This window comes from Methylobacterium sp. D53M (genome assembly GCF_053345625.1).
In genome coordinates this window covers 1-11,902 of the sequence record NZ_JBKFAL010000036.1, presented here as the reverse complement: position 1 = coordinate 11,902, position 11,902 = coordinate 1, and the positions used below count along the sequence as shown (strand labels likewise).

Below are 11,902 nucleotides of genomic sequence, written 5' to 3'. Positions count from 1 at the left end.
CTCGGGTGCCATCAACTAGGGCCTGCATTCCAGCCGTCCAGAACTCTGATCTCGTCGTGATGGCGTTACTGCAGGCCGCTCAGAAGAAGGCGCGGGCGACTGGCGACAGAGGTGCCCGGAAGTGCAGGCCGCGAGGCCAGAAGCCGGGACGCGGGCGGGGCGCATGGCGGCCAGGCTGCGGTGCTGACGGGCGACGGGCTTCCGGCCGGGCCGCCTGCGCCGCCGCGTCGGTCTGCGCGGCAGTCTCAACAAGATTGAAGCCGGCCAACTCCCCGAGACGGCTGGTCAACCAGCCCCGGATGTCCGGCACTACTGCGGGGTCATAGGCGCCGGTGCGCCACTTCTGGCGGGGGCCCGGCCGCTGGTAGCGGAACGTCACAGCGTTGCGGATCCCTATAGAAGAAGAGTTCTTATAGGGGTTCGCAACGCTGTGACCTTCTGTGGTCGCGCGGCGGTGGGCCCAGTTTCTGGCGGCTTGTCCGGTGCTCCAGACGGCGGGCCAAGCCGCCGCCATGTCGTCTCCGCTGTCGAGCACCACACCGTCGGTCAGCATCTCGACCTCCTCTCCTGGCGGGGACCACTGCACCACCTCGTCGACCGTCAGGGGCAGACAGACGTTGGCCAGCACGTCGATCTGCAGGGGCGTCTCCGGTGTGCGGTTGACCCCACGGGCGCGGCCGATCGCCTGGACGAGCTCGCCCTCGCAGATCTGCCAGCGGCAGGCTTCGGCGATGGGGTCGGGGTGCGCATCCGTCTCCATGCCGACAGGGCGGCCGGCGCGGGTGCGAATGCCGCGCACGGCCTTCTCGTACCAACCGCCCTTCTCGATCAGGGCCGGCTCTTTTCCCGAGATCGCCCCGGCCAGCGCCTCGACGGCCGCTGGCGACGGGATGGTCCGGCCGATCACCATCAGCCCGCGCACAGCCTTGTACTGGTCGAGGCCCGCCACGTTGTTGAAATGCTCGACTGCGACGCCTTCGGGCAGGCTGGAGCCGCGCAGCCAGTCCGCTGCCGCCTTCTGGGCGATGACGAGGAGCGGGGCGCGTCCGAGTCCCACGAACCGGCGTAGAACCTCGCGGCGGATCGCCCGCAGGTTCCGGTTCTCGGTCTCGCCTTCCTCCAGCCGGAGCTTGCGGGCCGCCACCGGTGCGGCCAGCACTTGGCGCACCTGGACGTGGGGCATGGCGGCATCGACCGGGGGCGGGATCTCGACCTGCGGGAAGAAGGCCCGGAGGATGTCGGGGCTGGGCAGGGTCGCGTCGAGGAGCAGCGTCGGCACCTGCCAGGACTTGGCGATGCCCTTCAGGCTGCGGGCCTTCACGACCACGACCCGGCCTTCCTCGTCTCCGTCCCGGTGCTCGGTGTAGAGCCGGCCCGAGACCTCGGTCCCCTCGTCGTAGAGAAGGCCACGGGCAGCGCTCCAGATCGCCACGTAGGCGCGGACGTGCTTGGCATGGACGGCAGCCTGAGCCGCGCGCCGACGGTCCGCCCGGGGCATGCCTGGGAAGATCGCTGTCTTCTCCTTCAGCCGCCATTCCGCCGCGATGGCGGCCGTGCAGATCTCGCCGTTCAGGCCCGCCGCTAGCAGGTCCTCCCGGCGTACCCCGCCAGCGTCGCCGCGCTGGTCCTGGCGATGCAGCCCCTTCGCCAGCAGCGCGCGGTTGACCTCGATGTCGTTCTGCAGGAAGTCGTCGCGGGCCTTGCCCAGGGGCAGGGGCGCCTGGATCTCGTTGAGGGTGAGGCCGCGCTTCGGGATGCGCAGCCCGGATTGCCAGAACCCCTCGTCGATCACGACGAGCTCGACGTCCCCGAATGCCGATTGCGCCCGGTAGAGCATCTGGTGGGCGACGATCCAGACGTCCGGCCGGCTTTCCTTCTGGGCCTGGTACGAGCAGGAGTTATAGAACTGGCACTGGTGGACGGTGACGACCCCTTCCTTGAGCTTGCAGCAGCTGCTCTCGATCGGCTCGCCAAGGTTGCTAGCGATCTCCACGGCTTCGATGTCGCCGCACATGGTCTGCCCGGGCCAGCTCGGGTCGGGCGCCTGCCGGCCACGGAACACGCGGGCCTCAAGGCCGTGAGCAGCGAACAGGCGCTCGATCTCGACGCCGAGCCGGTGGGTTGGGACCGCGTACAGGATCGCCTTCGGCGTCCGGACAGTCCCGCGGCGGCCGAGGACGTGCCGTGCAATGGCCCTAGCAGTCGCCCAGGTCTTGCCCACGCCGGTCGTCACCGCGAGGGCATGCACCGGCGGCTCGACATCCTCCTCCTCAGACAGGCGGTAGGCCGTGGCGGCGTCGAGGAACCGCAGCACGGCCGCCTCGACCGCTGCACGGGCCTCCAGCACCGTGCCTGAGACATCCTCATAGGTCGCGCTTTCAGCGGCCTTCCGGATCGCCTCGGCTTTTTCCGCAACTTTCTCCCAGGCGCGGTCAATCTCGCGGCGCAGGCGGTCGTAGGGTTCGAGGTACTTGCCGGCGCACCCTTCGGGGTGCCGGCGCATCACGTCCTCGATGTCGCCGGGGGTCAGGCCGTCAGCGAAGCCGGCCTGGATCGCCTCGAAGAAGCGCTCGGACCGGTCGGGAGCGTCGGTCTCGGCGCAGATCGCCTCGACGGTGTCGCTCGTCCGGCCGCTCGGGCCAGTCCCGCCGGTGCTACTGGCGGCGGCCTTCCTCTTCACTTCGGGGAATGCGGCGCGCAGCTCGTCCAGCGACCAAGTCCGCCCGTCGAGGCTGACGATGCCGGTCTGCGTCACGACTCGCCCACGGGCGAGCTTGCGCTTGTCGGGGTAGTTCGGGGTGCCTGGGATCCGGTACGGCTGGGTGATGACGCCCGTCACCGCATCCGTCTTCACCTTGGCCTTGATCGCCTGGCCGAGGGACCGGGCGTGTTCGGCCGCAACGGGGCGATCGAACAGCAGCCAGTGGTGAAAATTGCCAGGGCTGGTCTCGATGACGAAGGACGGCTGGATGTCGAGCTCGCTGCCCTTGCCCTTGTCGTGGTCGGCATCGTTGACGAGCGCGAACACCCCCACGGTGTCGGCGATCGTCCCGCGGCCCGCGTTCTTCCGGACAGTCCGGGCTTCCACGTAGACGTTGAACCCGGCGTTCGACTGCCGCACGGCCTCCTCGACCATGTAGTTGACCTCCCCGATTTCGAACGGGAAGGCCAGCGTGTCCGCGCGGGCGGGATGGATGCTGACGAGCTGCATCATTCCGGGCTGGTGCACGCCCTCGAAGGCGTGCGCCACGTGGGTGTGTAGCCGCTCTGCGAAGGCGCGGATCACGACCGGGTCGGCGGTCAGGGGCGCATGCGCATTCACGCGGCGTCGGCCCCTCGGCCGTCCCCGGCGAGCGGTCCGCCTGGCATGCGCAGGGCAGCTTCAAAGCGGGCTTCGCGCTCGGCGAACCACGGGCGCGCATCGGAGTAGCGCGCCCACAGGAAGCGGCCGAGCTCGTCGGACGCCTCATTGCCGTCCTCGTCGGGCGGCCCGGGAACGAAGATCCGCATCCGGACGCCGGGAGCGTAGTTCTTGACCACCGTGAAGACCGAAAACTCGCCTGTGATTTCGAGACGGTCGTCGCAGGCGGTCTCCCACTGCCCCAGCTCGGCGCGGCTCATGCGCCGGACGCGGTAGGTCCGATCAGGGCGGCGCTCGAAGAACCGGCGATCGGCCTCCACCGTCGTCTCGTTGTCAGCGATGTGGCGCGCCATCGCGCGCCGCTGCTGGCGGGTGATGGGCTTCGTCACTGCGCGGTCTCCTTCACGGAGACGAGGATCATCTGCGCCTTGGGGGCCTCGGCCATCGCCAGGGCGTGCCACTGCAGCTCGAACTCGGGCCGGGTCTCGATGATCGTGCCGTTCACGCCGAGGCCCGCCGCACCGAGGGCAGGCGTGGCGTAGGCCAGCACCTGCGGCTCGGCCGCGACGATCGAGATGAACCGGGATGCTGCGAGAAGGCGGCGGACGCTCTTCAGGTGGAAGCCGGCCGGGCCCATGGCGACGTCTAGGTCGTCGCCAATGATGCTGATGAGCGGCTTGCCCGTCGGCACCTCGAACCGCCCGGCTTTTTGCGGGATGTTCGCCCAGGCGCATCCCTGGTCGCGTACGGCCAGGAGGATGGGGCGCAGGTGAGCCGGCGCCGTCGCAAGATAGCGGTCGATCCGGGCGCGCGTGATGTCGCCAGCGATGTCCGTGGTCATGCGGCGCCTCCGACCTTGGCGCTGATGCCGTTCAGGGTCTCGCGCTGCCGCGGGGTCAAGTTTCGGCCGTTCGCAAGCTGCTGGGCGAGGGAGGCAAGGAACCCGATTTCCCAGGTCGAGAGGCGCTTAGACTCCCGGCAGCGAGCGACCTGTTCCCGGTCGCGGCCGCGCGGGCTGGCGGCCCCGTAGGCGGAGCTCCAGCTTGGTGGGTGCTGAGGCTCGGCTGGTCGCTCGCGATAGACCACGATGGTGCGCGGCTCGGCGGCGATATGTGCCGCAAGGTCGTGCAAGTCGTGGCCCGCGGCCTTCAGGGTTCGGGAGATGGCGGCAGCCGTAGCTGCCACCTCCCCGTTCTGGTCGCTGGCGAGCCGCGGGAGCAGCTTGGCGACACGGCTGGTGAGGTCGAGGGGAAGGAGCGCGGTCATGCCCGCACCCTCCAGTCGTCGCGGGCCGGGAACGCCAGCTCGGCAATCACCGCGGCCGTAGCCGGCGGAAGGCCGAAGCGTCTGGCAAGAAACAGGTCTTGCCGAAGGGGGCGAAGCGCCGTAGATCTCTCTTCGCAAGCCGCCACAGCTGCATTCGAGAGCCCTGCCGTCGCCCCGCGATGCGCGGGGTTTCTCATTTCTGGGGTCCTGTTTGTGCGCCGGCCGCCTCGGCGCGGATGGATCCGGCCAGCGGGGGAGCGCCCCGCCGATTGCGGGGTCAGGCTGCGACGTGGGTCGCCGGCAGGCAGAGCAGTTCGCGGGCGACGTGCGGAGGCACCGTCACGCGCTGACCGATGCGGGACGCACGGATCTCTCCAGCTTTGATCGCCCGATAGAGCAGGTGCTTCGACACACCGAGAGCGATCGCGAGGTCGGGAACGTCCACGCCGCGCTCCTCTGCCAGCGCCTTTCGTAGAGCTTCATTCATCCCGACACCTCTGAGCGATGCGCGGATCATGCGCTCAGAGGTTATCGGACAGACCTCGCTTGTCTGTCAACCCAGTGAATGATAGGCGTATCGCTCATTCATTGGAGAGACGGCACGCTATGCCGAAGCGAGCGACACCAGACGGTGAGGGGAAGCGGGTTCCGCTTATGGCGCGGACGACGATCGGTCTTCGGCAGGCGCTTGAAGAAGCTGCAGGTGAGAGCGGGCGATCCCTCGCGCAGGAGGTTGAGCTTCGGCTGGAAAAAAGCTTTCAGACTGATCAGCTTTTGGATGCATTTATTGGAGAAGATCTAAGCTCACATAATGTCATGCGAGCATTCGCTGCGTCTTTTAAATTCAATCAGCTCGCATCCGGAAAAAGATGGGTTGATGATTATGAAACGCTCTGGTGCATAAAACAAAGCCTTGAACGTCTGAGCCGGAACTTGCTCGGTATGGATGCACTCCCCCCAGATCAGCCAGCTGGGCGGTCTGACGAGGAGCACATGGCGCTCTTGCAGCGAGGCGACCTGATCGCTGAAGGGATCCTACGCGATCTCGGACTCTCGATCCCAACTAGGACGGCAGGACTGCGAGAGTCGGCAATCAAAGCCTTCAGTGAAAAACGCTCTCGATCAGAAAAAAAATCTTCGCCTCTCGCCCCTAAAGATACGCAACGAAATCCGGGAGACGGGAGCAACTAGAAGCTACTAGTCGACGTCTTACTCGTTATGCCTTCGCGCGTTATAGTATTATAACGCCATGGAGGCAGTTCATGCGCCCGCTCGTCTATTCTGACACGATCACGGTCCGTACCGACGCGGACCTGCGCCGCGCGATCGACGCTGCGGCCGAGCGCGAAGGCGCTTCTGCCTCTGAGTGGGTGCGCCGCGCGCTGGGCTCCATCGTCAGAACAGACGGCCCGCCTCGTTCGCCCACCCCCGCTGCGCCGGCGGTGGTTTTGCCAATGGCCGCATGATGTGCGCGCACGACATGCGGCCACAGGACGGTGGCGACCCAAACCCTGACTTCGTAACCGGCGGCGTCAGCGCTCTGCACGAAGCACTCGCTCAGCTTCTCGTAGAAGCGCGTCGCGCAGGTATTCCGGAGGCGCGTCTCCAAAGCTGCCTCGCTCCAGTTTGGCGATTTGCTCGCGAAACCGGCGCCGCCGAAGTCCCTTTGGTCGGAGGCTCGTCATGACGGCCTCCAGTACCATGCGCAGCGCACGTTCGCGGTCCAGCGCGTCTGCCAGATCGCGGGCGTCGCGGCGTGCAGCTCTATCGATAGCCGCATTCACGGCACGGAGCGCTTCGCCCGTCGACTCTTCGATGCTTGGCGGCTTCCCGCTCACTTTTAGCTCCATCGGTTCGGTTGGCACCGCCGATGTAGCGCGCTCGCTGGCTGTTGCCGCCGACGGTCGGCCGAGCGTCGCCATTGCGAGGCCCGCGTGATGGGCGAGGTCCGCACCCTCAAGCCCCGTCAGGATGCTCCGGCCGCGCGCACTCTCTCCTCGGCTGAGACCTGGGACGTGCTGCTGACCGGCCTGCAGGCGGCTCACGCGACCATGGGCGAGGCCATCGCCGCTATCGAGGCTAGCGCCCCATCGGCCGACATCTTCCCCCTGATCGGGCGCCTCGACGCCCAGCTTGCGCCTGTCGGGCCGCTCGCCCTCGCCTTGTACGGCGACGAGCACCCGGCCGGGGCCGCCTGAAAGGACCCGGCCCATGGGTGGCGGACAGACCTCAACGCAGAACTCGATCCAGACCACGGAGCAGTCTCCGTGGAACCCGGCGCAGCCCGGCCTCATGAAGGCCCTGACGGATGCCGGCACGCTCTATGACGCTGGGATCGGCAATGGCATCTACGGGGGGAACCGGGTCGCCGGCCTGTCCGATGCGCAGCAGAACGGCATCCAGGGTACCATCGATCAAGCTGCGTCCGACAACGCCGGAGCGCAGGGTGTCAGTTACCTCCAGAACCTGATGGCGTCGGGCGGGATCTCGCCCACGACCCAGCAGGGCCTCAACATGCTGGCCGCCGTCCCCGAGGCGAGCACAGCGAGGCTGTCAGCCCTCGCGGATCGGATCGGCTCGGCCTCGAACCCGATCAATCAGACCGCCAATGCCTTCATGTCGGGGGCTCGCGACCTCACGACGATCCCGCAGTTGCAGGGTCTGTTCGCGCAGACGCAGACGCCGAGCTACGCCGAGCAGAACCTCGCTGGGGTGGCACGCGGGGACTACCTCGACCCGACCCAGAACAAGATCTTCCAGAACCTCGTAGACACCTCCTCGCACAACGCCCTCCAGGCGCAGAAGGAGGCGTTCGCCGCATCCGGTCGGTACGGTTCCGGCGCCTTTGCCGGCGCGGCCAACAAGGCGGTGAACGACACGCAGAGCCAGCTCTACGCCTCGCAGTACAATCAGGAGCGAGCCAATCAGGCGTCGGCCAATTCCCAGATGGACGCGGCGATGCAGGGGCGGCTCGGCCTCGGGTCCAACGTCCTCGGCCAGATCGGCAGCGTCGAAAGCACGAACAACCAGCAGCGGCTTGCCGGTGCCGGTCTCGGACAGGCGCAGCAGTCCGCCCTTGCCGGTGTTCTTGGTCAGGTGCTCGGCGGCGATCAGTTCAACAGCAACCTGGGGGTGACGAAGGCCAACGGCTTCATCGGGGCGGGGCAGCAGGGGACGAATGCGGGCTTGGCGGCGGCCGGCGCCCTGCCGGGTGTCGATGCGCTCAGGTACGCCCCCGCCTCGAACCTCCTGCAGGTCGGCGGGCTCCAGCAGAGCCAGGCGCAGAACCTCATCAACGCCGACATGCAGAGGTTTCAGGAAACCCAGCAGACGCCGTGGCAGGCCCTCTCGGAATATGCGTCCTTCCCGACCGCCATCGGTTCGATGGGCGGTCAGACCGTCTCGCGGGGTACGCAGCAGACGCGCACCAGCGGGCCGAGCGGCCTGCAGTCCATCCTCGGCCTGGGCACGTCGCTCCTCGGGTTAGGCACTGGCGGTGGCGCTACCCTCGGGGGCTCGCTGGCTATGGGCCTCCTCGGCTCGGATGAGCGCCTGAAAGAGGACATCCATCCGGTCGGCGAGCTGAAGGACGGCCAGCCAGTCTACGCCTACCGCTACAAGGGCGATCCGCGGGTGCAGATCGGCCTTCTGGCTCACGAGGTGGCTGAGAAGAACCCGGATGCCGTCGGCCCCATCGGCCTCGGCGATCTCATGGGCGTCGACTACGGCAAGGCGACTGCCGAGGCAGCCCGGCTCGCCGCCAAGGGCAAGCGGAAGGGCAGGGGCAGCCAGTTGGGTGGGTCGTCGCCCGCTGCGCCCCCGGCCGAGCCGCCCCGCATGACCATCGTCATGTCGGACCAGTCCGGAGTGCCGTCGGATCTGCCCGCAGGGCTCGGTAGCGCCCTCGCCATGATGCTCCCCGGGAGTACCGCCGGTGACGGCCTCGTGGGCGACGCCCTGCGCGCGGTGATGCCGTCGGAGCTTCCGCCTGTCCGTACCGGCTCCTCGCAGACCCCGACCCGCGGCAAGCGCCGCGCCGCAGCCTGACGGACAGACCGATGGAACACCTCGACGCGCCCGAAGCCCACGAAGCCGCACAGGATGCCCCTACCGACCTGTCGGGGCTGTCCGAGCTCGAGATGCAGACGCTCGCCTGTCGGACCGAATTGGCGACCCTGTTCCGCGGCATCCAGGGCGTCGCCGGCCTGGCTGCCTGTAACCTCGAAACCGGCGGCTCGGTGCAGGACCTCTGCGGCCTGTTCAGCGCCCTCGGGCAGCTCGACGCGAAGGCGACCGACCTCGCCGGCCGCTACGGCGTCCTGATCTCCACCGCGGGCTCGGCCTGATGCTCGGCGCCCTCACCCTTCTCTCGAATACAGGGGCACGCGGATGAGCGGCGGTCCTTCCTTTCTCGGCGACCTGGGCGGCTTCGATCTGGGAAGCCTCCTCGAGCAGTTGCGGATGTCTCCGCAGGGGTTCGACCCGCAGGTTGCCGCGCCAACCAGGACGACGGGGTTCAACCCGTCCCCGCCGCAGCCGCTTCCGATCCGCGGCGCTGGCGACGACACGTCCGGCCACGGCGTCGGCTCGGTCGACAAGCGGCAGCCGTCCATCGCCATGAACGAGGACCAGACACAGACACTCGAACGCGCACAGGCTGGCCCTGCGGACGCGGCAGCGCTCGGCGGAGGCTCTCTCCTCGACCGGCTGCTCTATGACCGCTCTGGGTTCGGCGGCGGTGCCAGCGGGTTCACCGGGTCGGCCGACCCTTACGGCTCGCGCAACGTGCCGCTGCCGTCCTCTCGGCCGTCGGATGCCGATCTGATGTCCGCGCCGGCGGCGACGGGCTCCCTGTCGTCCCCGCGCCGGCCGACCGGCAGCTCGAACGTCGCTCCGGCGCCAGGGGTGACGGCGGCCGACACCGGCAATCCGGCATCGAGCAACCTGCAGCCGGTCAACAGCTTCGACCCTCTGACAGGTCAGCCGGTCTCGGGCTCGCCGAAGATGCTGCAGGCGCCTGGCATGGGTGGCCCGACGGCTGGCGGCGGACAGATCCCTACAGCGAGCGGTGCCTCGCAGAGCGGGAGCTTCCTCGAGCGGTTCGCCCAGGGCCTGAACAATCCGGCTGTCGGCAACCTGCTGCTGAACGTCGGGATCGGCCTCATGTCGAACCGCGGCTTCGGGCCGGGCATCGCAGCAGGCCTGCAGGGCTATCAGCAGAGTCAGACGGGATCGGTGAAGTCGCTCCTCGAGCAGTACAAGCTGCAGCAGGAGATCCAGGGCCAGCAGGCCACGCGCGCCTTCCTACGGAGCAAGGGCCTATCCCCGGCTGCCGTCGAGGCCGGCACGCTCAACCCGTCGCTCCTGGCGCAGATCAACAAGGACCCGCAGCAGTTCACGGTCGGCGGCAACGTGTTCCTCGGGCGCCCCGACCAGGATCCGTCTACCTGGCAGAAGCTCGGTCCGAGCTCCGGGCCGCCGAGCGGCTATCGCCTTGCGGCCGACGGCCAGAGCCTGGAGTTCATCCCCGGCGGCGAGGCCGACCCGGCGGTGAAGGAGCGGAACGCGAAGGCCGTCGCCACCGACAAGGAGCAGACCCCGCTCCTCGACATCGAGGCCCGCCGCAAGGTCGGTATCCCCGACAACGACACGCGGGCTGCCTGGGCCGACCCGAACGGAAAGGTCACGTTCAACGACGGGCCGCCGCTGATCCAGGGGCGTCCGGGACAGACCGTCTACGAGCGCGGCTCCCTCCGGCCGCTCCTGACGGTGCCGGCGGCCAAGCCCGATGGCTACGACACGGAGACGAAGCTACGGGGCGAGTTCTCCAAGCAGCTCGGCAGCTTCGCGGACGTGCATGACGGCTACGGCCGGCTGATCGCTGCCACGAAGCAGCGGCAGGAGAACCCGGGCTCGGTCTCCCCGGCCTCCGACATCTCGCTGATCTTCGGCTACATGAAGATGCTGGATCCCGGCTCCGTGGTCCGCGAGGGCGAGTATGCGACGGCCAAGAACGCGGCCGGCATCCCTGAGCGAGTGACGAACGCCTACAACAAGGCCCTGAACGGCGAATTCCTGACAGACACCCAGCGGCGCGATTTCCTCAACCAAGCGTCCGAGCTGTACGGCACCGCCCGCAAGACCGCCGAGGGCGTGGCCGACCGCTATCGTAACCTCGCCACGTCCTACGGGGTCGACCCCGGCCGGTCGGTCTACCTGCCGGATGCGCCGACCCCTCCGAAGATCGGGCAGCAGAGCCAGCCCGGCGGCGGTGCCGCGGCCCGCTTCCAGGCGCTGATGAACAGCGGCATGTCGAAGGCGGACGCCTTCGCGCAGATGCGCAAGGAGGGCCTGTAATGGCGGGCGGCATCACCTTCGATCCGGCCGAGTTCGAGGCGTTCAAGCAGGCTGCCGGGGCGCCGGCCGCACCAGCGTCGGGCGGCTTCGATCCGGCCGAATTCGCAGCCTACAAAGCCTCGCAGATCGGCATCGACACGGGACGCGAGGCGGGCGCCATGAACGCCGCCGCTCGCGGCTTTGTCGACGGGATCCCGGTGGCGGGCCCGTACATCCTCGGCGGCATCGATCGCGCCGACGCGGCCCTGCGGTCCTACCAGGGCGGTACGGATTACGGGACCGAAGTGGCGAAGGCGCAGCGGTACAGTGCCGACGTGAAGGCCGCACACCCCTACGCCAACACCGCCGGCGAGATTGCAGGCGGCATCGCCGGGACCGCGCCCCTTATCGCGGCGGCTCCCGCTGCATTCGGGGCAGGGACGGGAGGCCTTGCGGCGCGTTCGGCTGCATCTCTAGCGTCTGGGCTGGCTCTAGGTGGATCTGATGCCGCCGTGCGCAGCAGTGGGGATTTGCGCGAAATCGGGAAGGGGGCTGCGATCGGTGGCGCGTTCGGTGGTGCAGCCCCTTCCGCTGGCTCGGCTCTCGGCGCCGGGATCCGAAATTTCTACGAGATGATCGGCTCCCGCATGGGGCCTTCGAGCGGTTTCGGCCCGGCCGCGACGCGCGTCCTGGCGGAGGATGCGGCCAACTCGGGCGGCGTCCCGCAGATCCGCTCCCGCATGGGTGAACTTGGATCCGACGCCATGTTGCTCGACGCCTCGCCCTCGTTCCAGGGACAGGCGCAGGGCCTCGCGGTCCGGCCGGAGACCCGGGAGGCCGTGACGGCACCGATCGTGTCGCGTGCCGCCGGCATGACAGACCGGCTCGCCACCGACATCAACGGGGCGTTCGGCCCGGCCGTCAGCCCGCAGACCGCGA

At 68.4% G+C, this 11,902-nt stretch carries 11 protein-coding genes and 1 pseudogene; 7 read left to right on the top strand and 5 right to left on the bottom strand.

From position 1 onward, the window contains the following. Positions 1-79 precede the first annotated feature (79 nt). From ACLBYG_RS28740 to ACLBYG_RS28720, 5 genes are all read right to left on the bottom strand, one after another. Entirely contained in the window at positions 80-3,322 is a 3,243-nt protein-coding gene (locus tag ACLBYG_RS28740; RefSeq protein ID WP_447683723.1) for a DNA-primase RepB domain-containing protein, read from the bottom strand. Next, positions 3,319-3,750, bottom strand: coding sequence for a hypothetical protein (locus ACLBYG_RS28735; protein ID WP_447683722.1), 432 nt, complete (start codon positions 3,748-3,750; stop codon positions 3,319-3,321). Before ACLBYG_RS28735 ends, ACLBYG_RS28740 begins: the two co-directional genes overlap by 4 nt. Beyond that, entirely contained in the window at positions 3,747-4,202 is a 456-nt protein-coding gene (locus ACLBYG_RS28730) for a hypothetical protein (protein ID WP_447683721.1), read from the bottom strand. The genes ACLBYG_RS28735 and ACLBYG_RS28730 overlap by 4 nt, the downstream gene beginning before the upstream one ends. Further along, the gene (locus ACLBYG_RS28725; RefSeq protein WP_447683720.1) at positions 4,199-4,627 is read right to left on the bottom strand and encodes a hypothetical protein; all 429 of its coding nucleotides are present in this window, start codon (positions 4,625-4,627) and stop codon (positions 4,199-4,201) included. The genes ACLBYG_RS28730 and ACLBYG_RS28725 overlap by 4 nt, the downstream gene beginning before the upstream one ends. Positions 4,628-4,904: 277 nt before the next feature. Continuing rightward, positions 4,905-5,072, bottom strand: a complete 168-nt coding sequence (locus tag ACLBYG_RS28720) for a helix-turn-helix domain-containing protein (RefSeq protein ID WP_447683719.1) — start codon at positions 5,070-5,072, stop codon at positions 4,905-4,907. A gap of 209 nt (positions 5,073-5,281) precedes the next feature. On the opposite strand from ACLBYG_RS28720, the gene ACLBYG_RS28715 reads away from it, so the two are divergent. The 7 genes and pseudogenes from ACLBYG_RS28715 to ACLBYG_RS28685 all read left to right on the top strand — a co-directional run. Continuing rightward, on the top strand, positions 5,282-5,818 hold the full coding sequence (locus ACLBYG_RS28715) for a TraY domain-containing protein (protein WP_447683718.1): 537 nt from the start codon (positions 5,282-5,284) through the stop codon (positions 5,816-5,818). A 71-nt stretch (positions 5,819-5,889) separates the two neighbouring features. After that, on the top strand, positions 5,890-6,093 hold the full coding sequence (locus ACLBYG_RS28710; RefSeq protein ID WP_447683717.1) for a hypothetical protein: 204 nt from the start codon (positions 5,890-5,892) through the stop codon (positions 6,091-6,093). Between the two features lie 471 nt (positions 6,094-6,564). Then, positions 6,565-6,825, top strand: coding sequence for a hypothetical protein (locus ACLBYG_RS28705; RefSeq protein ID WP_447683716.1), 261 nt, complete (start codon positions 6,565-6,567; stop codon positions 6,823-6,825). A 13-nt stretch (positions 6,826-6,838) separates the two neighbouring features. After that, complete coding sequence (locus ACLBYG_RS28700; protein WP_447683715.1) at positions 6,839-8,674, top strand: tail fiber domain-containing protein; 1,836 nt, start codon at positions 6,839-6,841, stop codon at positions 8,672-8,674. An 11-nt stretch (positions 8,675-8,685) separates the two neighbouring features. Further along, positions 8,686-8,973, top strand: a complete 288-nt coding sequence (locus ACLBYG_RS28695) for a hypothetical protein (RefSeq protein ID WP_447683714.1) — start codon at positions 8,686-8,688, stop codon at positions 8,971-8,973. A gap of 478 nt (positions 8,974-9,451) precedes the next feature. Continuing rightward, on the top strand, positions 9,452-10,984 hold the full coding sequence (locus tag ACLBYG_RS28690) for a hypothetical protein (RefSeq protein WP_447683713.1): 1,533 nt from the start codon (positions 9,452-9,454) through the stop codon (positions 10,982-10,984). Next, positions 10,984-11,902: pseudogene (locus tag ACLBYG_RS28685) on the top strand (hypothetical protein); the annotation flags it as partial. The gene ACLBYG_RS28690 and the pseudogene ACLBYG_RS28685, both read left to right, overlap by 1 nt.

Coding starts and splice junctions, on each gene's coding strand:
- ACLBYG_RS28730 (WP_447683721.1), bottom strand. CDS start 4,202: ATGACCACGGACATCGCTGGCGACATCACGCGCGCCCGGATCGACCGC.
- ACLBYG_RS28695 (WP_447683714.1), top strand. CDS start 8,686: ATGGAACACCTCGACGCGCCCGAAGCCCACGAAGCCGCACAGGATGCC.
- ACLBYG_RS28690 (WP_447683713.1), top strand. CDS start 9,452: ATGTCCGCGCCGGCGGCGACGGGCTCCCTGTCGTCCCCGCGCCGGCCG.
- ACLBYG_RS28710 (WP_447683717.1), top strand. CDS start 5,890: ATGCGCCCGCTCGTCTATTCTGACACGATCACGGTCCGTACCGACGCG.
- ACLBYG_RS28700 (WP_447683715.1), top strand. CDS start 6,839: ATGGGTGGCGGACAGACCTCAACGCAGAACTCGATCCAGACCACGGAG.
- ACLBYG_RS28705 (WP_447683716.1), top strand. CDS start 6,565: ATGGGCGAGGTCCGCACCCTCAAGCCCCGTCAGGATGCTCCGGCCGCG.
- ACLBYG_RS28715 (WP_447683718.1), top strand. CDS start 5,282: ATGGCGCGGACGACGATCGGTCTTCGGCAGGCGCTTGAAGAAGCTGCA.
- ACLBYG_RS28725 (WP_447683720.1), bottom strand. CDS start 4,627: ATGACCGCGCTCCTTCCCCTCGACCTCACCAGCCGTGTCGCCAAGCTG.